Origin of the sequence: Glutamicibacter sp. FR1 (genome assembly GCF_047300825.1) — a bacterium.
Classification (GTDB): Bacteria; Actinomycetota; Actinomycetes; order Actinomycetales; family Micrococcaceae; genus Glutamicibacter; species Glutamicibacter nicotianae.
The window spans coordinates 1,519,048-1,541,304 of sequence record NZ_CP178602.1 but is presented as its reverse complement, the minus strand read 5'-3'; the positions used below and the strand labels follow the sequence as shown (position 1 = coordinate 1,541,304).

The 22,257-nt window shown below is 56.3% G+C and carries 20 protein-coding genes and 2 tRNA genes; 4 read left to right on the top strand and 18 right to left on the bottom strand.

Going from position 1 to position 22,257, the window contains the following annotated elements; all coding sequences use genetic code 11:
• Positions 1 to 191 precede the first annotated feature (191 nt).
• Positions 192 to 1,094 (bottom strand): UTP--glucose-1-phosphate uridylyltransferase GalU, encoded by a 903-nt coding sequence (gene galU, locus ACLQ8T_RS07465; protein ID WP_413456244.1) that lies wholly within the window; start codon positions 1,092 to 1,094, stop codon positions 192 to 194.
• Between the two features lie 55 nt (positions 1,095 to 1,149).
• Positions 1,150 to 1,620, bottom strand: a complete 471-nt coding sequence (gene coaD / locus ACLQ8T_RS07460; RefSeq protein ID WP_128470436.1) for a pantetheine-phosphate adenylyltransferase — start codon at positions 1,618 to 1,620, stop codon at positions 1,150 to 1,152.
• 112 nt (positions 1,621 to 1,732) lie between these two features.
• On the opposite strand from coaD, the gene ACLQ8T_RS07455 reads away from it, so the two are divergent.
• Together ACLQ8T_RS07455 and ACLQ8T_RS07450 are read left to right on the top strand one after the other, a co-directional pair.
• Positions 1,733 to 2,944, top strand: coding sequence for an aminotransferase class I/II-fold pyridoxal phosphate-dependent enzyme (locus ACLQ8T_RS07455; RefSeq protein WP_413456243.1), 1,212 nt, complete (start codon positions 1,733 to 1,735; stop codon positions 2,942 to 2,944).
• Positions 2,941 to 3,723 (top strand): spermidine synthase, encoded by a 783-nt coding sequence (locus tag ACLQ8T_RS07450; protein ID WP_413456242.1) that lies wholly within the window; start codon positions 2,941 to 2,943, stop codon positions 3,721 to 3,723. The genes ACLQ8T_RS07455 and ACLQ8T_RS07450 overlap by 4 nt, the downstream gene beginning before the upstream one ends.
• On the opposite strand, the gene rsmD is transcribed toward ACLQ8T_RS07450, so the two are convergent.
• From rsmD to ACLQ8T_RS07430, 4 genes are read right to left on the bottom strand one after another with little or no spacing between them, the layout of a single operon-like run.
• On the bottom strand, positions 3,700 to 4,284 hold the full coding sequence (gene rsmD, locus ACLQ8T_RS07445) for a 16S rRNA (guanine(966)-N(2))-methyltransferase RsmD (RefSeq protein WP_413456241.1): 585 nt from the start codon (positions 4,282 to 4,284) through the stop codon (positions 3,700 to 3,702). The genes ACLQ8T_RS07450 and rsmD overlap by 24 nt on opposite strands.
• Before the next feature lie 19 nt (positions 4,285 to 4,303).
• On the bottom strand, positions 4,304 to 6,490 hold the full coding sequence (locus ACLQ8T_RS07440) for an ATP-dependent DNA helicase RecG (protein ID WP_413456240.1): 2,187 nt from the start codon (positions 6,488 to 6,490) through the stop codon (positions 4,304 to 4,306).
• Positions 6,483 to 7,451: a DAK2 domain-containing protein gene (locus ACLQ8T_RS07435; RefSeq protein WP_413456239.1), complete on the bottom strand. Its 969-nt coding sequence runs from the start codon at positions 7,449 to 7,451 to the stop codon at positions 6,483 to 6,485. The genes ACLQ8T_RS07440 and ACLQ8T_RS07435 overlap by 8 nt, the downstream gene beginning before the upstream one ends.
• Before the next feature lie 24 nt (positions 7,452 to 7,475).
• Entirely contained in the window at positions 7,476 to 8,519 is a 1,044-nt protein-coding gene (locus ACLQ8T_RS07430) for an LCP family protein (RefSeq protein WP_413456238.1), read from the bottom strand.
• A gap of 141 nt (positions 8,520 to 8,660) precedes the next feature.
• Between ACLQ8T_RS07430 and ACLQ8T_RS07425 the strand changes: the two genes are divergently transcribed.
• Positions 8,661 to 9,110: a DUF3515 domain-containing protein gene (locus ACLQ8T_RS07425; protein WP_413456390.1), complete on the top strand. Its 450-nt coding sequence runs from the start codon at positions 8,661 to 8,663 to the stop codon at positions 9,108 to 9,110.
• A 74-nt stretch (positions 9,111 to 9,184) separates the two neighbouring features.
• Here ACLQ8T_RS07425 and ACLQ8T_RS07420 read toward each other — a convergent pair whose 3' ends face one another.
• The 6 genes from ACLQ8T_RS07420 to leuC form a co-directional block, all read right to left on the bottom strand.
• Complete coding sequence (locus tag ACLQ8T_RS07420; protein WP_413456237.1) at positions 9,185 to 10,297, bottom strand: D-alanine--D-alanine ligase family protein; 1,113 nt, start codon at positions 10,295 to 10,297, stop codon at positions 9,185 to 9,187.
• A complete protein-coding gene (locus ACLQ8T_RS07415; protein ID WP_413456389.1) occupies positions 10,297 to 11,298 on the bottom strand; it encodes an NAD(P)H-dependent glycerol-3-phosphate dehydrogenase in 1,002 nt (333 codons plus the stop codon). Before ACLQ8T_RS07415 ends, ACLQ8T_RS07420 begins: the two co-directional genes overlap by 1 nt.
• A 66-nt stretch (positions 11,299 to 11,364) precedes the next feature.
• Entirely contained in the window at positions 11,365 to 12,048 is a 684-nt protein-coding gene (locus ACLQ8T_RS07410) for a lysophospholipid acyltransferase family protein (protein WP_413456388.1), read from the bottom strand.
• Positions 12,049 to 12,143: 95 nt separating this feature from the next.
• The gene (murA, locus tag ACLQ8T_RS07405) at positions 12,144 to 13,463 is read right to left on the bottom strand and encodes a UDP-N-acetylglucosamine 1-carboxyvinyltransferase (protein WP_413456236.1); all 1,320 of its coding nucleotides are present in this window, start codon (positions 13,461 to 13,463) and stop codon (positions 12,144 to 12,146) included.
• A gap of 256 nt (positions 13,464 to 13,719) precedes the next feature.
• Positions 13,720 to 14,325 (bottom strand): 3-isopropylmalate dehydratase small subunit, encoded by a 606-nt coding sequence (gene leuD, locus ACLQ8T_RS07400; protein WP_413456235.1) that lies wholly within the window; start codon positions 14,323 to 14,325, stop codon positions 13,720 to 13,722.
• Positions 14,326 to 14,339: 14 nt separating this feature from the next.
• Positions 14,340 to 15,779, bottom strand: coding sequence for a 3-isopropylmalate dehydratase large subunit (leuC, locus tag ACLQ8T_RS07395; RefSeq protein ID WP_413456387.1), 1,440 nt, complete (start codon positions 15,777 to 15,779; stop codon positions 14,340 to 14,342).
• 122 nt (positions 15,780 to 15,901) lie between these two features.
• Here leuC and ACLQ8T_RS07390 point away from each other — a divergent pair, with 122 nt between their 5' ends.
• On the top strand, positions 15,902 to 16,627 hold the full coding sequence (locus ACLQ8T_RS07390; protein ID WP_413456234.1) for an IclR family transcriptional regulator: 726 nt from the start codon (positions 15,902 to 15,904) through the stop codon (positions 16,625 to 16,627).
• Positions 16,628 to 16,654: 27 nt separating this feature from the next.
• Here the strand turns inward: ACLQ8T_RS07390 and thiL are convergent, their stop codons facing one another.
• The 6 genes from thiL to ACLQ8T_RS07360 all read right to left on the bottom strand — a co-directional run bounded on the left by thiL (position 16,655) and on the right by ACLQ8T_RS07360 (position 22,249).
• Complete coding sequence (thiL, locus tag ACLQ8T_RS07385) at positions 16,655 to 17,599, bottom strand: thiamine-phosphate kinase (RefSeq protein WP_413456233.1); 945 nt, start codon at positions 17,597 to 17,599, stop codon at positions 16,655 to 16,657.
• Between the two features lie 78 nt (positions 17,600 to 17,677).
• The gene (locus ACLQ8T_RS07380; RefSeq protein ID WP_413456232.1) at positions 17,678 to 19,321 is read right to left on the bottom strand and encodes a GTPase; all 1,644 of its coding nucleotides are present in this window, start codon (positions 19,319 to 19,321) and stop codon (positions 17,678 to 17,680) included.
• Positions 19,321 to 21,012: an ABC transporter gene (locus ACLQ8T_RS07375; RefSeq protein ID WP_413456231.1), complete on the bottom strand. Its 1,692-nt coding sequence runs from the start codon at positions 21,010 to 21,012 to the stop codon at positions 19,321 to 19,323. The genes ACLQ8T_RS07380 and ACLQ8T_RS07375 overlap by 1 nt, the downstream gene beginning before the upstream one ends.
• A 174-nt stretch (positions 21,013 to 21,186) precedes the next feature.
• Positions 21,187 to 21,262, bottom strand: a tRNA-Glu gene (locus ACLQ8T_RS07370).
• Between the two features lie 48 nt (positions 21,263 to 21,310).
• Positions 21,311 to 21,382: transfer RNA gene (locus ACLQ8T_RS07365), tRNA-Gln, on the bottom strand.
• Positions 21,383 to 21,520: 138 nt separating this feature from the next.
• Positions 21,521 to 22,249, bottom strand: coding sequence for an HAD family hydrolase (locus tag ACLQ8T_RS07360; protein WP_413456230.1), 729 nt, complete (start codon positions 22,247 to 22,249; stop codon positions 21,521 to 21,523).
• Positions 22,250 to 22,257 lie beyond the last annotated feature (8 nt).

The window sequence follows — 22,257 nt, the reverse complement described above, 5'->3', positions numbered from 1 at the left end:
TTCTTCTTCCGACGTTCAGATTTAGTTCGCGCACTCCGCGACGTAAAGACTGAATCCTGGTCTTGCACTTTTCTCTTTCCTACTCCACCGGGCAACGATCCCCAAAAGCCAACGGCAGCCGAGGTGACTTCGCGCAATGAAAAAGACTACCCAAGATAAATGTGATTATCCTGAGTAGCCTAGGTCAGTAGCTAGTCTTCGAGCGTTTCGACGAAGCTTTTTAGCCAGATTCTAAGTTCCCCTCCGAGTTCTTCGTTCTCGACAGCAAGGGTGATGTTCGCTTGCAGATAACTCAATTTATCCCCTGTGTCGTAACGTCGACCTCTAAAAATTACAGCGTGGACACCAGAGCCCTCACCGTCGGCAGTTGCCAACTCCTGGAGTGCGTCAGTTAACTGAATTTCATTGCCCCGTCCTGGAGCAGTGTGCTTCAAGATTTCGAATACACGAGGATGCAGTAAATAACGGCCGATAACAGCTAGATTGCTGGGTGCTTCGTCAATGCTCGGTTTTTCCACCAATCCATTCACTTTGACATAGTCAGCATTCGCTACGCGGGCTACATCGGCACATCCGTAAGCACTTATTTGGTTTGGATCGACTTCCATCAATGCAATTACTGAACCGCCAGTCTGCTTCTGGACTTCAATCATGAAGGAAAGCAGATCATCATCTTCATGGATCAAGTCGTCACCAAGAAGTACCGCGAATGGCTCATCGCCCACATGTTGCTCAGCACATAAAACGGCATGGCCCAACCCTCGCGGATCACGTTGCCGCACGTAATGGATATCCCCCAATGCGGTGGCGTCTTGCACCAACGCAAGCTTGTTCGCGTCGCCTTTCGCTTCTAGGGTCGCTTCAAGCGACGGGACACGGTCAAAGTGGTCTTCGAGTGCGCGCTTGTTTCGGCCGGTAATCATCAAGACATCATTCAGCCCTGCGCGAGCGGCTTCGGCGACAACGTATTGAATTGCTGGCTTGTCTACAACTGGGAGCATCTCCTTGGGCATTGCTTTTGTCGCAGGAAGAAAACGTGTCCCTAAACCGGCTGCCGGAATGACTGCTTTGGTGATGGAGCGAGAGGTAGACATAAAGTTAAATTCCCTATCTTCGGATTGGTCGTTCGCGATAGCTATGCGCAACGACCTATGGATGAGTGAGTCTCTTGATAACAGCCCGCGGGAAGTACTCGTCAACGTCCCCACCAAGTGCCTGTACTTCCTTGAGCAACGAAGATGACAAATGCGTGTAGCGCGTATCGGCCTGAAGGAAGACAGTTTCAACTCCAGTCAGATGCCGATTCATCGTGGCCATGGGAATTTCGTATGCGTAGTCAACAGTGCTGCGCAATCCCTTGACGATTGCCTCGGCGCCCTGCTCCTTGCAGAAATCAGCCAGCAGGCCTTGCCCCATAGGAACAGCGGAAACCCCACGCAGTCCCCCAACAGTTTCCTCAACCATCGCTACGCGTTCTTCTTCACTGAAGCGGTACTTTTTGGAGTAATTCGTAGACACAGCCACGATCACCTCATCAAAAAGGCTCGCTGCGCGCGCAATGATCTCGACGTGTCCATTGTGAATTGGGTCAAAAGAACCCGGGCATACCGCTCTTCGCATGATCTGAATCTATCAAGAACTCTCGCCAATTCAGCGAACTGGTATGAATGTCTCGTAAAGATTCAATGACTTAATGCCCATGCTCGCCTATACACAAGACGATAATGGAACCATGAGCATTGAGTACTCTCCATGGCAACGGACCGCTTACGGTGCCAACCTACTAGATTCCACTGGCCGGCCGGGAGTGACCATCTTCGAAGAAATCACGGGTCTGGCGAACGATCATCGGGCAATTAACCTTGGGCAAGGATTCCCGGATTCCGAAGGGCCCGAAGAAATCAAGAAAATTGCTATCGATGCGATCCAGAATGGCGCTAACCAATATGCGCCCGGTTCAGGAACTCCTTCGCTCCGCGAAGCCATCGTTGCCCACCAGGAGCGCTTTTATTCATTGAACCTGGACCCCGAATCCGAGGTCGTAGTTTCGACTGGCGCTACCGAAGCTATCGCTGCTTCCTTACTTGCCTTCCTGGAACCTGACGATGAAGTGGTGACCTTTGAACCGTATTACGATTCCTATGCGGCCATGATCGGGTTGGCCAATGCAGTGCATAAGGTCGTTCAGCTCAAGGCTCCGAAATTCGAGCCGGATATGGATGACCTTCGACGTGCGGTCACAGACAAGACCCGTGTAATCGTCGTGAACAATCCCCACAATCCAACGGGCACAGTTCTAGATATTTCGGTGCTCCAGGAAATCATTTCTCTAGCACATCAGCACAACTGCATCATCATCTCCGACGAGGTCTATGAACACCTCACTTTTGGCGTACGGCATGTTCCGATCGCGAGCTTGCCAGGTGGATTCGAACGAACCATCACCATTTCTTCGGCAGGCAAGTCCTTCTCCTTTACCGGCTGGAAAGTTGGATGGGCAACCGGACCCAGCGAACTGATCACAGCCGTCCGTACGGTAAAACAGTTCCTTACCTATTCCTCGGGCCCTGCGTTCCAACCTGCTGTCGCACAAGCCTTGAATCTTGCTGATGCATTTTTCGAACGCTTCGCTGCTGATTTAGGACAGCAGGGAGAAATTCTCGCATCAGGCCTGGAACAAGCTGGGATCCCGGTTATACGTCCAAAGGGCACCTACTTCTTGGTTGCTGACGTACGCAGCTTTGATCTGAACGACGCTGCTGAAGTAGCGCGCATGATGCCCGAGCGCGTAGGCGTAGCTGCGATTCCGATGTCTGCCTTTGTCCATCCCGAGAATCAGCAAGACTACCAAGGACTGTTGCGTTTCGCCTTCTGCAAGAAGCGTGAGGTCATTGCCGATGCCGTCGAGCACTTGCGTCTCCTGCCAAGGTTGCTTTCCCAATGACGCGCAAGCCTGCTAAACGGTGGCTCGGATTCATCCAGGAACACGCCACTATTTACGACGATGATTTGATCCCCGGGTCAAAAATACTAGCGATCGGCGATGCGCCTCAATCCCATGTGAATCTTTCCCATCCGGAAGAAGTGTTCTACGAGTATCTCGCACGCATAGCTAACCATCTGAAGGTCTTGCGCCCAGAAATTCGCCCATTGAAGATGCTTCATCTAGGTGCAGGCGCATTGACCTTGGCCCGTTGGGCGAGTGTGGTTTACCCATCGAGTACCCACGTGGCTGTAGACATTGAGCGCGAACTTCTTGATTTCGTTCTCACGCATCTCCCGTTGCCTGATGGCTGCTACTTGTCACCGATCGTCGCCGATGCGAGGAGTGTACTTGCCGAACAACTGGCCGGTGAAAAGTTTGACGTCATCGTCTTGGATATTTTCTCTGGTCCGGAAGCACCAGAACACCTGACTACGGCGGACTATTACGCGGAACTCAAGAACTCTTTGGCCAATGACGGATTGCTCTTCGTGAATATCGGCGATGATCCGCCGTTGAATTTCACTTGCACCCAAGTCGAGGCGGCAAACTCCAGCTTTGAGTTCGTGATGTTGAGTTCAAGCCCGGAAATGTTTACCAAGCGCTTCCCCGGGAACTTGATTCTCACAGCGTCGCGCCAACACTTCACCGATGACCAAATACTCCAGTGCCAGGAAGCGGGACCGTACCCGTCAGAAATTCGCCATTCAATGGATCTAGATGGGTTCTGCAAACCATAGCTGCGTTTCGCCGTATTTCTTGTCGGCAAACTTCTCCATGGTGCTTGGCCATGTAGGTTCCGGTGAGCGTCCGGAACGCTCCACAATGACTGTGGCATCCTCAGCCAGGATTCTGGATATTTTCTCGAGGGTGACAGCCAGTTCTTCTTCAGTCAGCGGGTAGGGGGGATCCAGCAAGACTATGTCAAAGGTCTTGCTGGGCACGCCCGAAATTGCGTTGTAATAGCCGTCTAGGGCACTATCAACGGTTCCCCGCTGTACTGTCACCCTATTGGCCTTCAACACCTTGTTCACCAGTGACGCGTTTTGCTGGCAAACAGAAACCGCTTTAGGGGCTTTTTCTACCAGAACAACCTGCCGCGCACCGCGACTGGCCGCCTCGACTCCCAGCGACCCCGAACCTGCGAAGAGATCCAGCACTCGGGCGCCGACAAGAATATCCCAGCTATCCAAGCGGGAGAATAGGGCTTCCTTGACACGATCCGTTGTCGGGCGCGTTGCATCACCTGGTACGGACTTCAGTGGATGCCCGCCGGCAGCTCCAGCGATAATACGGCTCATTGCCTAGCAATACCTTCAATCAGTTCTTATTCAAAAATTCTTTAGTGGACTCATCAAGCCAATTCCCGGCTGCGCTCAGGAGCCCCGGATAGTTGCTTCCCCAGTTGGCATTGGCAAGAAGCCTGCCCACATCGGTTCTCGCCTGCTCAATAAGCGAGCGATCCTTGCTGATGCTCAGTTCCCGCAACGTCGACCGGCTGCCTGATTGCTGAACACCCAAGATATTTCCTTCTTTGCGTTCAGCCAAGTCTGCCTCGGCTAGCTCAAAACCGTCGATGGTTGACTCGATGGTCTTCAAGCGTCCAACCGACGGATGGTCCGCGTCCAGCCATGTCGTCATGAGGCACGTACCAGGCAGTCCGCCACGGCCTACTCGACCGCGCAGCTGATGGAGTTGCGAGATGCCGAAGCGCTCAGCATCCATGATCACCATCAATGTCGCGTTATGGACGTCAACGCCAACCTCAATGACTGTCGTGGAAATCAGCACGTCAATTTCAGCACGGGCAAAGGAATCCATGGTTGCCTGCTTGTCTGCCGCATCTAATTGCGAGTGCAACGCCTCGGTGCGTATCCCAGCGAATTCAGGCATCCCAGCGAGCATCTCCTGCATGGCTTCTACACTCATGGGCTGACCGGAGGATTCTTCATAGGACGCCAGAAGAACGCCTTGTTCCGCGGCTGTGTCCGAAATTCTTGGGCACACGACATATACTTGGTGGCCCTTCTCCACTTCTTCAGCAATTCTGGTGAATAGCCTGTCGCGGAAACCGGTCAGCTGCATTGGCACGATATGCGTGTGGATCGGGGCGCGGCCGGCGGGCAAGCGTTTAATTGTGGAGGTGTCCAAATCGCCGAATACGGTCATGGCGACGGTTCTCGGTATCGGAGTAGCAGTCATGACCAGGGTATGAGGAACCGAGTCGACTGCTTTAGACCTCAATGCGTCGCGCTGCTCAACACCAAATCGATGTTGTTCGTCCACGACGACGAGGCCGAGATCTGCAAACTGCACATGGTCGCTCAAGAGGGCATGCGTACCAATAATCAGTCCAGTCTCACCGCTGGCAATACCCAGCAATGCTTCACGGCGATGGGCACTTTTTGCCGACCCGGTGAGAAGCTCAACGCCTGTTCCTTCGCCTTCGCCGAAAAGCCCAGGTTCAGCGAGCTTGCCAAGCATCTTCTTGATCGAGGCGTAGTGTTGTGCGGCCAGGACTTCTGTCGGTGCTAGGAGTGCAGCTTGTCCTCCGGCATCGATCACCTGCAAGATGGCCCGTAGCGCGACAACCGTCTTGCCGGAGCCGACTTCGCCCTGCAGCAAGCGATGCATTGGATGCGCCTGCTCCAGGTCCTTGGAAATTTGTTCACCGACGACAAGCTGGTCTTCGGTCAAGCTAAACGGCAGCTGGGCATCGAATTTGTCAGCTAAGCGGCCCGGCGCCGGTGGGCGAGCAATGGCCTTCTGCGCGCCCAGCTGGCGCCCGCGTTCGCCTAACGCCAACTGCAGCATAAATGCTTCTTCAAAGGCAAAGCGCTGTCGAGCGACGTAGGCGTACTTGATTTCCTTGGGGAAATGGCGATCCAAGAACGCTTGATGGCGTTGTGGATAATGATGCGTGCGAAGAAGTTCCCTTGGAAGAAACTCAGGAAGCTTCTGATCTGTGAAGTGCTCCAGCAACAGACCCATCAGATCCCGGATGCGCTTGTTGGGCATCTTTGCCGAAGCAGGATAGATCGGAATTGGACGTGGATCTGCCTGCGATGCCTCATCCAGGATCGCGTACTCAGGCTGGCTCAACTGCAGGTGGTCCTGGTACCAACCGACCTTGCCGCTGAACATCGCGATCGTTCCAATGTGCAGATCTGTCCGTGCTTGATAGCCATTGAAGAAGGTCATCTTCAGCTCTTGGCCGCCTGCGCTGAGCTCGTCGCTGACGGTCACTTCGAAAATGAAACCGCGCCGCGAGTGCATCTGCCGCTGGCTGACGTTGACAACCTGGGCGACAACTGTAACGTGCTCATCGAAGGGAAGCTCTGAAATCGGGGTGAGCTCGCCTACTTCAACATATCGACGCGGAAAATGCCATAAGAACTCCCCCACCGTCGTATAGCCGAATGCCTTTTCCAGCGCGGTGGAGTTCTTTTTTCCCAGGAATGCTGAGAGCTCTGCACTCTCAAACGAAGTAAGCGTTGTTTCAGCCATCGTGGGTGCACAGGTCAGTGACACTGATATTCACCGGGTCACCGTGTTTTCTTATGAGTTCCAGTGCCGGTTCGGCATCAGGAACGTGGACGTGAACGCGCCATCTGTAGGTGTCTTCCTCCAACTGATTAACTGGCGACATGATCACTGAATTGCCCATTGAATCCAGTTGTCCGCGCAGAGTAGCGGCACCCAAAGCATCCAGAGCTACGGTGCACATCACTTCTACACCAGTCTCATTGTCCTTGTTCAGATGAATATGGGGATCTTGAACCTGATAGCCATGGAAATTCTCGTATGAATCGAAATCAGTGTCGTCGCTTCGAATGGCAGCGCAGAGTTCATCGATGATGATCAACATGCCAACTGCACCAGCATCTACCACACCGGCTTCCACGAGGGACGGTAGCTCTGTTTCGGTGCCCTTCACTGCCAATCGGGCCGCTTGGCTCATCTGGGTCAAGACGGAGTCCAACGCTGCGCGGCTTTCCAAATCGATCTTCAGGTGTGCAAGAGTCGATCCTGCGGCCAAAGCGATGGCATTGATCACCGAAAGCATGGTGCCCTCGACCGGTTCGCTCAACGCCGACCAGGAGCGCACCTTGGCACGTTCAAGTCCCAGCGCCAAAAGTGGCGCAGTAAGCCGTTCGCATCCGCTCCACGGTTCACTAAGGCCGCTAAGGAAAACAGCCAACAGGGTGCCGGAATTGCCGCGCGCCGATTCCATCGAAGCACGCGCGGCAACTTCCAAGAAGCCACCGATATCGTCGCTTTCCAACTTGCTCACCGCATCGTGACCGGCCCGCGCCGTCAGATACAGATTGCTACCTGTGTCGCCGTCAGCAACAGGGAATACATTGATAGCGTTCAGCCGGTCGGAGTGGTTCCCGAGACTCTTGACGCTCCGTGCTAGCCATTCCCTGATGGCACGCACTGAGGTATCGAGTTTTTGGGGAGTCATGGAAAGTTCGGTCCTTCGGTGGAATTAGCGAGACAAGTCAGTAGTTTCTACGAACTCTGCCATCTTGTCTTCTTGCAGTGCTTGGCCAAACTTCTCGATCACATCCATATCAGGAATGACAATGGACTGGCCGTCGGCGGAACGTCCCGGGCCCTTGTTTGGAAGCGTGAAGAATTCCATGTCGCTTGGACGCAAGTCCAGCATGGACGAGGCATAGGAAGCAACCTTGGCAGCGTCCAGTGTTTCGTCAACTGCGATGAACGGGGCGATTTGGGAAACGACTTCGGAAACCTTGCCGGGGTTGGTCAGGGTTTCTTTGGACATCAACTGTCCCAGCAACGCCTTGAGGAAAAGCTGCTGGTTCTTGACGCGCTGGTAGTCGCTGCCCGGGAAGGACTTGCGTTCGCGCACGAACGCCAGAGCCTGTTCGCCATTCAGTGTCTGCACGCCTTCTGGGAAGTACATGCCATTCACAATCGACTGCTTGAAAGCACGAGGGTTATTGACGGTCACTCCCCCGACAGCATCTGTCAGTCCCTTGAATCCTTCAAAATCGATGGACGCCACGTGATTAATGCGAACTCCAAAGAGACCTTCGAGGGTCTCAACGGCCTTCGGCACTCCACCGCTAGCGAATGCACGGTTGATTTTTGCCGTGCCTACGCCCGGAATATCAAGCCAGGTGTCACGCATGACTGAGGTGACAAACACGTTTTTGCGGTCTGCAGGGATGTGAACCAGCATCATGGTGTCCGAGCGACCGCCATTGGGCAAGGTACCGAATTCCTCGCTGTCCTCATCCGTGTCACGCGTTGCTCGAGTATCACTGCCAAGCAGCAAGATGTTCACCGCGTCCTTGGACTCTTCCTTGACCTCAGGACGAGTTTCTTCCGCAGGGAAAGCGTTGGTAATCGTCTGGCTTTCGGAGTCGAAGGTTCGGCCGAGGTTCCAGAGGTAACCGCCGGCGACGAGTCCAGCGACCACCACAAGGGCAAGCACACTTAAGACGATGGCTCGACCCGTGCGCTTCTTCTTTCGCGGTCGCACTGGATGCTCTTCAAATGACATTTGCTACCTTTCACAGTTTCAACTCTGTACATCTTATCTTTCAGACTGCCCATGTAGGCTTATAACGTGTCTAAAATCAGTTCGAAAGCGCGACCGTCACCAAACCTTAACCGAAAACTTGTCCAAAGTTCGGCCTTGGTGATGAGCGGTGCTCTTTTGCTTCCATTACTTGCAGGTTGTGCTTCAGTTGCTTCCGTTGATGCTGCCCCAGACGCGGCCAACCCACTGTGCGCAGAAATGATGGTTGTCCTGCCCGAAGCCATCGATGACGCTGAACGCCGTAGCACAACGTCCCAATCAACGGCAGCCTGGGGCGATCCGTCCAAAGTTGTCCTTCGTTGCGGTGTAGAAGTCCCCGGGCCGACCACAGATCCTTGCGTATCGGTGAATGACGTTGATTGGGTAGCGCATGAGGACGCAGCAACAAGCATCTGGACCTTGACCACTTATGGCCGGACCCCGGCAACCGAAGTTATCCTCGATCCGAACGTCATTCCATCGAGCACAGTCTTGGCGACACTTTCAGATGCTGCACAGAAGATCCCAGCTTCCAAGAAGTGCGTCAGCGTTGACAAGTCAGTGAACTTGTAAGTAACTCGTCGACAAAAGTTTCGGGGTGTGCTGAATTCTCAACACACCCCGAGGTTCCACCAATGCTCGTTGGCCTAGCGCAAACCGATGTTCCGCTCGGTCGCCAGGGCAATCAGCTCATCAATGAGTTCCCGGTACTCAATTCCCGTCTTCGCCCACATTTGCGGGTACATGCTGGACGGAGTAAAGCCGGGCATGGTGTTGATTTCATTGATGATCCACTCACCTTCGGGAGTGTAGAAGAAATCAACTCGGGATAGGCCTTCTGCGTCGATGGCGTCAAACGCCTTGACTGCCAGCTCACGGATTTCGCGCGTGGCTTCATCGCTTAAGTTTGCAGGGCAGCTGAGCTCGGCCGCCGCTCCATCAACGTACTTGGCTTCGAAATCATAGAAGGTGTGCTGGTTGTCCGCCACCGCAATTTCTCCTGGCAATGAAGCGCGCGATGGTCCACTGCCGCGGCCTTCAAGAACGCCGCATTCGATTTCCCGCCCGACGATCCCCTGCTCGATGATCACCTTGGGATCTTCGGCCCGTGCGATCTCAATAGCAGCACGCAGCTCGGACGGATCATCAACCTTCGTGATGCCTACTGAAGACCCTGCGCGGGCCGGCTTGACGAACAACGGGTACTGCAGGTTTTCGCAACGCTTCATGGCAGCTTCGCTATCGCGCAGCCACTGCTTGTTGGTGATGACTTCGTACGGGCTCACCTTGAAGCCGGCCCCTTCGAAAACCACCTTCATGTAGTGCTTGTCCATGCCCATCGCACTGGCTGCGATACCCGAGCCCACATAGGACACGCCTGCCATTTCAAGCATGCCCTGGATTGACCCGTCTTCACCGAATGGACCATGAAGCAACGGGAAGACCACGTCGATCTCGCCCAGGTCCGCCACAGCGGAATCCGAGTAGGACAGCAATGATGTCTTCTGCGCGTCGGTGGACAGGTGCACCGGATGATCCACCGAGGAAATCTCCGGCAGCTTGCCGGTGTTCAGAGCCCAGCCTTCCGGATCTTCATCCAGCAGGGTCCAGCCTCCGTCGCGGGTGATCCCTACCGGAACGATTTCAAAGCGTTCACGGTCGATGGCGTGCATGACGCCGGCAGCGGTCACGCAGGAAACGGAGTGTTCTGAGGAACGGCCTCCGAAGAGCAAGAGGACGCGTAGCTTGCGTTCAGTCATTAGTGGCGTTCTCCTTCGGATTTCAATTCACGCGACAACAGGCGTGCGGCCATGTTCTCAACGCTCAAGGTGCCTTCCAGGACCATCACCACTGCTTCGGTAATCGGCATTTCCACGTTGTGGGCTCGGGAAAGGTCGAATACGGCACGTGCTGATTTGATGCCTTCCGCGGTCTGCGACATGCGATCATTGACCTCCTCCAAGAAGAGCCCCTGGCCAAGCAGACGTCCGGCGGTATTGTTGCGGGAGAGCGAGGAAGAACAGGTAGCGACAAGGTCACCCAAACCTGACAGGCCTGCCAAGGTATCCAAGCGGCCGCCCAGGGCGAGGACCAAGCGAGTGGTCTCGGCCAAACCGCGAGTGATCACTGTGGACTTGGTATTATCGCCCATCCCCATGCCGTCGCACATGCCCACGGCCAGCGCGATGATGTTCTTGACGATACCGCCAAGCTCCACGCCCAGTACATCATCATTCGTGTAGGGACGGAAGTACGGAGCGGAGCACAGCTCAGCGATCCACTGCGCGATATCGGAATCTGTGCAGGCAACAACAGAGGCGGTGGGCTGCTCGCGCGCAATCTCCATGGCCAGGTTCGGCCCGGACAGCACGGCAATCTGCTCAGCTGGCAGCCCGGTCACTTCCGCGATCACCTGGCTCATGCGCAGGTCGGTTCCGCGTTCAAGGCCCTTCATCAGCGAAAGCAGCACGGCGTCTAATTCAAAGAATTCCTTGAATTTCGCCAATTCCTGGCGCAAGGACTGCGAGGGAATTGCCAAGACCACAAGGTCGGCGCCAGTAAGCACGGTCTGCGGATCCGATGATGCCGTGACGTTGGCGGGAAGCTTGGTTTCGCGCAGGTAGCGTGAATTGGTATGGCGTTCGTTGATTTCATTGGCTGCGTCTTCGCGACGTGCCCAAATTTGAACCGCGAGTCCCTTGTCTGCAACTGAATCGGCAAGCACCTTGGCGAAGGTGGTCCCCCAGCTGCCAGCGCCCATGACGGCGATTTTGCGTGGTAGCGGCTTAGTCAAAGTCAGTCCTCTGGAAGGTGATGATGAAAGTAATTAATTTTCCGGGGTATCGAAATTGCGTCCAGTCTTCGACTGGCCGTGCTTGCTGGGATCCCAACGCACAGCTGGCGCTTCTTCTTGGCGCAGTTCTGCGGTCAGTGCAGTGATTCCGTCCATGATGCGATCTGTGGCTTCCTGCAGCACTGCACGAGTGCGCGGGCCTCCACGAAGATCGTCTAGATCCACTGGCTGCCCGACGGACACGGTGACGTGCTTTCGCGGGAACAGGTACATCTTCTTGGAATAGCGAGGCAGCAGTTCCTGATCGCCCCAGTGTGCCATCGGCACCACTGGTGCGCCGGTTTGCAGAGCCAATCGTGCGGCGCCAGTCCGTCCAACCATTGGCCACAAATTGGGGTCGCGGGTCAGTGTGCCCTCCGGGTAAATGACAATGACACCGCCGGCATCTAGCACTTTCTTGGCCGCGGCCAGCGATTCACCGGCGTTGGATGCGCTGCGTGAGACCGGTACCTGGCCGGTCTCGCGCAGCAGCCAGCCGAGCACTGGAATCTTGAACAAGGACTCCTTGGCCAACCAGCGTGGCAGCCGGCCATTGCTGTAAATAGCGTGGCCTACAACCAGCGGATCGATTTCGGTGAGGTGATTGGGGCAGAGGATGTACCCGCCCTGCGGAAGCGTCTCGAAACCCTTCCACGTCTTGCCCATCAAAGCGTTCATGGAAGTACGGACAACGCCCGCCAATACCGAGAAAACCCGCTTGGTCCTTGCAGATTCACCAGGGGCCAGAATCTTTACCACGAATCTGATCCCCTTTAGTTGCTCAGCTCGACGTTTGCGCCCAGGGCCTGCAGCTTCTCCATGAAGTGCTCGTAGCCACGGTTGATGATCTCGATTCCAGTGACCTTGCTGGTGCCTTCGGCAGCCAACGCGGCAATCAGGTGGGAAAATCCACCACGAAGATCCGGTACATCGATGTCGGCACCGGTGAGCTTGGCGGGGCCTACGACAACAGCTGAATGCTTGAAGTTGCGCTGCCCGAAGCGGCAAGGGGTGGATCCGAGGCAGTCGGTGTGCACCTGGACAGTGGATCCCATGCGAACCAGCGCATCGGTGAATCCAAAGCGGTTCTCGTACACGGTTTCGTGAATGACCGATACGCCGTTGGCCTGGGTCAAGGCAACGACCAGCGGTTGCTGCCAGTCGGTCATGAAGCCCGGGTGCACATCGGTTTCCAGGATCAGCGGATTAAGGTCGCCGCCTGGGTGGTAGAAGCGGATGCCGTCGGCCTTGACCTCGAACTCGCCGCCAATCTGGCGATAGACGTGCAGGAAAGCGGTCAGATCACGCTGGGTGGCGTCCTGTACGAAAATATCGCCCTTGGTGACCAGAGCGGCAGAGGCCCAAGATGCGGCTTCATTGCGGTCTGGCAGAGCGGAGTGGTCGAAGCTCGAAAGCTTCTCAACACCCTGGATGCGGATCACGCGATCGCGGTGCACCGAGATGATGGCGCCCATCTTCTGCAACAGCGAGATGAGGTCCAGGATTTCCGGCTCAATGGCTGCATTGCTGACTTCGGTGACACCCTTGGCGCGGACGGCCGAAAGCAGCACCTGCTCGGTGGTGCCAACGCTCGGGTACTGCAGTTCGAGCTTGGCGCCGGTCAGCCCGTTTGGGGCAGAAATGCGGATGCCGTCGGCTGTTTTGTCCACGATGGCGCCAAAGTCGCGCAATACTTCGAGGTGGAAATCGATTGGGCGGTCGCCGATGCGGCAGCCACCCAGGTCCGGGATGAAGGCTTCGCCCAGCGAATGGATCAGTGGTCCGCAGAAAAGAATGGGGATACGCGAGTCGCCCGCGTGGGCATCAATGGCCTGGTTCGAGGCGGTCTTGACCTGGGTAGGGTCCATGGTGAGATCACCGGTGTCGGGATCCTGGTCCACCTTGACGCCGTGGATTTCAAGCAGGCTGCGGACAACAGCTACGTCCTTGATCTCCGGTACGTTGCGCAGTACCGAAGGGCTGTCGCCCAGCAGAGCCGCGACCATGGCTTTTGGCACTAGGTTCTTCGCTCCGCCGACTCGTACGGTGCCCTTTAGCGGAACACCACCATGGATCGTCAGGATCTTACCCATGTATGAATTACCTCATCGCGTAGTCGTTATCGCCCGCCGAAGCATCAAGGCTTTCGAACTGGCAGGACTAAGTAAGCATACCGCCTCTATACCTCCCAGTACGCCCAGATCATCTCGTGGCGCACACATTGTGAGCATGCTTTCAGACAGAGCCATGATGCCCTGCAGAAAAACATTGCGTTGGGAACGCAATGGTCCGCTCACCCCTAACAACGCCAGGGATGAGCGGACCATTCCATTTACCTTGAACTCGGTGCTAGCCCGCAGTGCGTACGGGCAAAGTCCTCGGCTTGTGAGCAGGGCGCTTGGCCTCGTATGCGGTGATATCGTCCTCGTGTTGCAAGGTCAGGCCGATGTCATCCAGACCTTCCATCAAGCGCCAGCGGGTGTAGTCGTCAATCTGGAACGGTGCGGAGATGGAACCGCAGTGAATCGTACGCGATTCCAAGTCCACGGTCACCGTGGTTCCTGGATTGTTTTCCAGTTCCTTCCAGATCAACTCGATGTCGCTTTGCGCAACTTCGGCAGCAACTAATCCCTGCTTGCCCGAGTTGCCACGGAAGATATCGGCAAAGCGCGAGGAGATCACGGCTTTGAATCCGTAATCCTTCAAGGACCAGACAGCGTGCTCGCGTGAGGAGCCGGTGCCGAAGTCGGGGCCCGCCACCAGTACGGAGCCGGTGTTGAATGGTTCCTGGTTCAGGATGAAGTTCTCATCCCGTCGCCACCCAGCAAACAACGCGTCCTCAAAACCGGTGCGGGTGATGCGCTTGAGGTATACGGCAGGAATAATCTGGTCCGTATCCACATTGCTCTGCCGCAGTGGAACACCAATACCGGTGTGGCTGACAATCTTTTCCATGACGGTGATCCTTCCTAGACCGAAACCGGTGCGTTGACGAGGTCGCTAGGCGACGAGAGGGTTCCACGGATTGCGGTAGCGGCGGCTACCAGTGGCGAAACCAGATGGGTGCGTCCACCCTTGCCCTGGCGTCCTTCGAAGTTGCGGTTCGAGGTGGACGCGCAGCGCTCACCCTCGGCCAGCTGGTCCGGGTTCATGCCCAGGCACATGGAGCAGCCGGCGAACCGCCATTCAGCACCGAAGTCCTTGAAAATCTGGTCCAGTCCTTCTGCTTCGGCTTCCAAGCGAACTCGCGCCGAACCAGGGACCACAATCATGCGGACGTTGGGGTCTTTTTCCTTACCCTTGATGACCTCAGCGGCTGCCCGCAGATCCTCCATGCGGGAGTTGGTGCAGGATCCCAGGAACACGGTATCCACCCGGATATCCTTCATGGGTGTACCGCCCTCAAGTCCCATGTAGGTCAATGCTCGCTCGCAGGCCTTGCGGTCATTTTCGTCTTCGAAGTCTTCTGGCGAAGGCACATTCTCGGACAGCGAGACACCCTGGCCAGGGTTGGTGCCCCAGGTGACGAAAGGTTCGAGTTCATCAGCGTTCAAAAAGACTTCAGCGTCGAAACGTGCACCCTCATCGGTGTGCAGCTGCTTCCAGTCTGCAACAGCGGCATCCCAATCTTCGCCCTCCGGAGCGTGTGGGCGACCCTTGACATATTCGAACGTCGTTTCGTCCGGTGCAATCATACCGGCGCGGGCACCGGCCTCGATGGACATGTTGCAGATGGTCATGCGGGCATCCATGGACAGCGAGCGAATCGCCGAACCGCGGTACTCCAGCACGTAACCCTGGCCGCCACCGGTACCGATCTTGGCAATCACGGCGAGGATGATGTCCTTTGAGGTTACGCCTGGCTTCAAGGTGCCCTCGACGTTGATGGCCATGGTCTTGAACGGCTTCAGGCTCAGCGACTGGGTAGCCATGACATGTTCGACTTCCGAGGTGCCGATGCCAAAGGCCAGGGCGCCGAAGGCGCCATGTGTCGAAGTGTGCGAGTCGCCGCAGACAACGGTCATGCCCGGCTGTGTCAATCCCAGCTGCGGACCCACGACGTGGACAATACCCTGTTCCTTGTCGCCCAAGGAGTGCAAGCGGACGCCGAATTCCTTGCAGTTGTCGCGCAGGGTGTGGATCTGGGTGCGGCTGGTCAAGTCGGCAATGGGCTTGTCGATGTCCAGCGTCGGAGTGTTGTGGTCCTCTGTCGCAATGGTCAGATCTGGACGACGCAGCGGACGGCCAGCGAGACGCAGACCTTCGAAGGCCTGCGGAGAGGTCACCTCATGCAGCAGGTGGAGATCAATGTAAATCAAGTCCGGCTGGCGGGCTTCGCCTTCGCCTTCTCCTCGACGCACAACATGTGCATTCCAGACTTTTTCTGCCAACGTCTGGGGCGACTGCATGACGGACATGCGACACACTCCTCAAGCTACGAACAATTGATACTCCAACTTTGACACTTCACAGAGCGACTTTTCCAGTATGCGGACTTGAATCTCAAATAATGAGACGTGATACTTGAATCATGACAACAGGCAGCGGCGTAGGCGTACTGGATAAGGCAGCAGCCATTCTCAATGCATTGGAGAATGGCCCCACTTCCCTTTCCCAGTTGGTGGAATTCACCGAAATTTCGCGCCCCACGGTGCACCGCATTGCCCAATCATTGGTCCATCACGGGTTAGTTGGGCGCGACATGCATGGCCGCTTTGAGCTGGGAAACCGCCTGGTGGAACTCGCCAGCGCGGCCGGTGAAGACCGGTTGGTCAGCGCAGCCGGGCCGGTGCTCATCAAGCTTCGCGACCTCACCGGTGAAAGCACGCAAATATTCCGCAAGCAGGGCGATTACCGTGTGTGCATAGCCAGCGCCGAGCGTCCAATCGGCCTGCGCGACACCATTCCTGTGGGAACCCAACTGTCAATGAAGGCCGGTTCGGCAGCCCAGATCCTGCTCGCGTGGGAAGACAATGAGCGCATGGTGGAAGGATTGCACCACGCGCGCTTCACGCCGACAATCCTGGCAGGCGTCCGCCGGCGCGGTTGGGCCCAGTCGCTGGGAGAACGCGAGCCTGGCGTCGCTTCGGTTTCCGCACCAGTTCGCGGGCAGTCCGGACGCGTCATCGCTGCTCTGTCCTTATCGGGCCCGATTGAACGGCTGACCCGCCAACCTGGCAAGATCCACCACGAAGCGGTGGCAAGCGCCGCCCACGAACTTTCTGAACTCCTGCGCGTTCAAAATGACCGTGCATAGCCAACACACGAATCAGGTGCCAAGAAGCTAAGCGAAGTGGTCAAAGCCCGTCTCAGGCTTTGCGACCTTGCCATCGACCTTCACCACCGCGCGACGGCCATTGACCGGCTTGGCAACACCGATGACAGTAAATTCTCCGGGGATTTCAAGTCCCTGAGGGAAGGCTGCCAGGAGTCCGAAATCCTCACCACCATAAAGTACCCATGACATCGGATCGGTGCCCGTCAGTTCTGAGGCAGCCTCCAGTCGAAGCGCGAAGTCCTGGAGAGCAGAAGATTCCAACTCGAGATTCACATGGCTGGCTTTGGCCATGCGCCCGGCGTCGCGGATCAGCCCATCGGATAGATCCATCATGGCTGTCGCACCCGCTTCGGCAGCTCGTGGCCCAGATTCCAACGGCGGCATGGGACGGCACTGCGCCTGGACCAGACGGCGCACTGCTCTGCTCCAACGTCGATTGTCATGCTCGTGTTCAAGCACAGAGAGTCCTGCCCCGGCGGCGCCAACACGTCCGGCCACCGCTATGCGGTCTCCGGCTCGGACTCCGCTCCTCAGCACCTTCCCATGCTCGCATTCACCGAGAACAGTAGTGGTAACGGAAATTTCCTGCGACTTCCCGAGGTCTCCCCCAAGAATCGTCAGTTCCTTGGCGCCAAGCTCCGCGACAGCCTCGGCAACGCCACGGCTGAAGTCCCTCACCCATTCCAGGGACGTGGACTTCGGCAGGGACAACGAAATCACAGCGCCAGTGGCATGACCACCCATCGCATTAATGTCTGAAACATTTTGGGCAATGGACTTCCAACCGATGTCATAAGCACTGTGTTCCAACCCGCTGGGCCAGAGGAGTCGAAAATCCTGGTTTTCAACCAGAGTATCTACCGAGACGAGAACTTCGTTCCCGCTCACCCTCAACGCACCCGCGTCGTCGCCCGGCCCGAGACTTGCCTGCGCTGAATCAAGCAGCGGCAAGATCGCGTCCAGGATGCCTTGCTCGCCTAGGTCACCCACTGTTGCATCGACTTTTGGTTGGTTTGTAGTCACAGAGTTCTAATCGGCTTTCTTGGCTGCTGAGGTGATCAATGCTGAGTAGCTGTTGTAGGTGCCCAGATGCTGGTCAACGGGCTCAATGACGGCCTGCCTAACCAGCTGGGATACCGAGCGTTCAATATTCTTCAACGCTTTCCTTCGCTTAACTTTAGCGACTATTCGGTTGACAAACGAGCACGCCAATCCCAGGACAATGCCCAGCAGTATTCCAATGAAAACTAGCAGCGTTGGTACAGCGATACCTTCGACTCGTGGAGCCTCCGGAAGCTGAAATTGGAAGTATCCGGCAACCGGATATCCGGCGAGCCACAAAGCACCACCCAAGGCCGCAACAAGTGCCATCCATTGGATGACCTTGACTACGGGCCACCACCACGAAGACCGTTCAACACCTAACGGAGTGCCGGCAATCGCCGCATCAATGCTGTCATCTAGCACCGCCGCATTTGCGTGCACTTTCTCTCGGAGAGGCTCTTTCCAGGTTTCCGGAAGATCTGCAGACGCTTCGGCGACGTACTGGTTGATGCCATGTTCTATAGCCGCAGTTTCTGCGATGGACAGCTCTGGACGAGAAGTCAATGACAATTCTGGGTCTTCATGCTGCCGCCCAAGATTCATCCTCTTGAGTGGATCGTTGCGCAACTTGACCAGCCAAGTGGTCAACGGCCATCCGGTGCGCGAGGCGCCACGAAGCAAGTATGAGGTTTCCACTGCGTCAGCAATGTAATGGGCACCGTGCGCTTTGGCGATCACGCGCTCCAGCTCAGCTTGGTGCATCTGGCTGGGGACACGCACCTTCTCCACTTCGAGTTCCTCGCTCAAGCGATGAATGACTTGATCAACATCTGCGCGGAGTCGACGCGTGGAGAGCGCCTTGTTCTTGGCCGCGGCCGCAATCTTGGCCTGTACGTCCGAGACCCCTTCACCCGTAACGGCAGAGGCACAGACGATGGGCAGATTCTCCAACCCAGAGGTGGCCAAGATGCCGCGCAAGGAATCGACAACTTGCTTTCGATCGCGTTCGGCAATCGTGTCTATCTGGTTCAGGACAATCAGCAGGTTGCCTTGCTGGCTGCGCAGGGAATTGAGATACCCGTGGTGGATTGAAGCATCGGCATATTTCTGGGGATCAAGCACCCACACCAGATAATCCACCTGGCCCACCAACCGGGCAGCAATTTTATGGTGATCAACTGCTGTCGAGTCCATGTCGGGCAAGTCCAATAGCAGGAGCCCCGAGTCGAATGTTCTTTTCTTTGCAGAGTCCGCTTGGCCGTCCCGATCCTCAATGACGTGGCGAGTAGCCACTTCCAGCCAGTCCAGAAGTTCGCCAGAGCCTTCCGGTTCCCAAATGGCAGCAACAGTGTCGGTAGTCGTCGGGCGGATGACACCTGTGGTGGCAAGGTCCTGACCCACAAGCGCGTTGAACATCGTTGACTTTCCGCTGCCGGTGGCACCGAAAAGTCCCACCACGACATGCTCCGCGGAAAGCTGGCGTCGAGATTCAGCGCGGGCGATAACGTCTGCGGCCAAATCGATGGTTTCTGGTTGCAGGTATGCCTCTGCAAGCTGCATCGCTTCCACGATGCTGTTGATTTGCGAGTTGAGGCCGCTGACGGCCCGCAGGATCTTGCGTTCAGACATCAGCGGGCCCCCTTTCCATTCAAGCCTGTGGTAATCTTGCCCAGCCGTTCAGCAAGCTCCGGTTGCGAAGTGGCAGAGAGCTCATCCAGATAGATTGAGGAGCTCTGCGCCAAGAGATCGCGTGCTCTGGAATCAAGCATCTTTCGTGCCTTGGTGGCCATGCGGCGTACCGCGTCCTCTCCGAATATTGCTTCCAGCAGTTTCTGCCCCACCAATGCCGAGCCCCCGGCAATACCGATTTCCAATCCAGTGAGACCTGCCGTTGATGCAAAGACCACAACCATCAAGATCACAGCCACCCCGTTGACGCCGAATGCGGCCATCCGGGCGGTTTTGCGCTTTCCGGCGCCTTCCTGGCGGATCATGTCCAGGACGTCTTTTTGCCAGAGCCGGATGCTTTCGGATGCTTGCTCGTTGAGATCCTGCGGCGGACGCGGCGTTGGCAAATTTGCCCGTATCGTCTGGCCGAAGGGCGTGTTCTGCCACGACCTGTCGATATCATGGCAGGCCTTCGTGATTTCGGCAATGAAGACTGCATGCAGGCCTGATTCAATGGCTTGTTCAACCCTGTGGGTAGCTGGAGGCCTCCCCGTGAGGAACGCGCCTACACGATCTCTCACCCGTCCGATGGCACCTTCGATTCCGCGCAGCAGCTCGCCGGCTCCGACGAAGTCCTGCCATCGTGCCAGGATTTCGCCACGCAGCAATGAGCCGTCATTGAGTGAATCGTTGATCCTGGCCAAGGCTTGTGCGAAGCGTTCGTCGGTCAACGTGCGTAGTTCACCGAGCTGGTTTTCCTGCTCTTGCAGTTCAGCGATTAGTTCACTGACATCGGCGGTGGTGCGGCGCAACGCGCCATCAAGGGTTTGGGCCGCGATACGCTGCCGTTGAGCGGAATCCGCGGCCAGTGAGTTCAGCCACGCTAGCAACGGCTCCACGTGCTCACTGGGAATCAATTTTTCTTCACCGAGCTGCGTCTCGTTGAGAACATGCAGCAGTGTGGGGTCCAGGTCCTTGTCACGTAGTAAGCGCTTCAGGTCCGGAACGATGTCGTTTTCGGCTCCAGGAGGAACTCTGTTCAATACGACGCAGACGGTTATCTTGCGTGCACCAGCCTCGGAGAGCAGATCCCAGGGTAGAGCGTCAGCATATCTATTGGCCGTCGTGACGAAAATCCAGAGGTCCGCGGCATTCAGAAGCTGGCCAGCTAATTCCCTGTTCTCATCGGAAACCGAATCGATATCCGGGGCATCAAGAATCGCCAGCCCTTGAGGTACTTGTTGCCGGGGCGTCATCAATAGTGCTTGTTTACTGGATGGTCCGCCTTGCGCATTGAATCCACCACCAGCTACACGTTTAAGTTCGGGAAGAATCCGGTCAGATTCAAAGAAGTGTTGGTCAACCGGGTTGAACGCCAAAACCGGAGTTCGCGTCGTCGGGCGTACCGCACCGGAAAGGCTTACCTGTTCCCCTAGCAGGGAATTCAAAAGAGTCGATTTTCCTGAGCCCGTGGATCCTCCGACAACCGCCAATAGCGGTGCGCCCAGGTTCGAAATTCGAGGTATCAGGTAGTCCGAAATTTGGTGCGATACCTTGTTGCGCAGTACTTCGAATCCGGATGCATCTCGTGGTTGAGGGTTAACAAAGGACAGCTCACTGAGCACATCCTGAAGCTCGTTCAATTGCTTCACGGCTTCGCTGCCGGTTCCGGCTGGCGAAGCGATTTCCTGCCCTGAGCTCTTATCCAGATCTGAATTCGACTCCATGAGAACTATCTTGCCTCATGCCAACAGGTAATTTCTCTAGCCCAGTAGAGATTTTGTCCGGGAAACACGAAAACCGCGGATTTCTCCGCGGTTTTCCATTGGTGACCCCAACGGGATTCGAACCCGTGTTGCTGCCGTGAGAGGGCAGAGTACTAGGCCGCTATACGATGGGGCCGTATGCTGAAGAGCTACCTTCAACCCATCAAATTTCTTTGATGAAGCGCTGGGATACCAGGACTCGAACCTAGAATGACGGAACCAGAAACCGTTGTGTTGCCAATTACACCATATCCCACTGTGACTTGGCGTTTCAGGAATTCAGCTAATTATCATTCCGGCCACTGCCGTAGCACGAGATAAAACTATACCGGCCAAATGACCAGCACACAAATCGAGCATCGCGGCCAATTTTCCACCGGCATTCCGCGGAAAATCAGGACAGAACCGTCGTGAGCGAGCCCAAATCCTTCACCCGCCATCCAAGAAAATTCTTGTGAACTGAAGCACGATCCAAGAGCACTGGCTGGAGTCCAGCGTCACTGGCCCCTTGATAATCATTAATCGGGTTGTCCCCAATGTACAGTGTGTGGGCCGGCAGACCTTTTAGCGCAGCGCACCCGGCCAGGAACGGGGCCGAGTGCGGTTTCGGTGCCCCAGCAGTATCGGAACCAATGACGCATTGGAATCCGGCGAGCCCGGCGGCCTGGAGCTTGTCACGCTGGTATGACTCGACATTGTTGCTAACCGCGCCATACGGGATCCCCAGAGACTCCAGCTGGTCCAAGAATGCCGGCACGTCACCAAAGGGCTTCCACGACTCGCGAACTTTCGTCTCATATTCATGAGCCCAACGTGCATATGCTTGGCCGCTGGGGGCAGTGACCCCAGCCAACCTGTACGCGCGCTGCAGCCGCACTTCTCGCTGGCCAAGGAAAGTCAGCTCGCCTGCCATGTACCTGTCATAGGCCTGCGCACCATCATCGGCGAAGTCTGCCGCGATCTCAGTTACTTGTTCAGAATTCAGGTGCGCCAGCGCCGACGCCGACAAGGATGAGAAGCCTTGGATAGCGGCGGAGCGCAAATCCACGAGGGTCTCATCGATATCGAAGAGAACGCCCCGGATAGAAACAGTTGCAGGAGTGGTTCCATCCGAGACGTTCACAGTGCTTC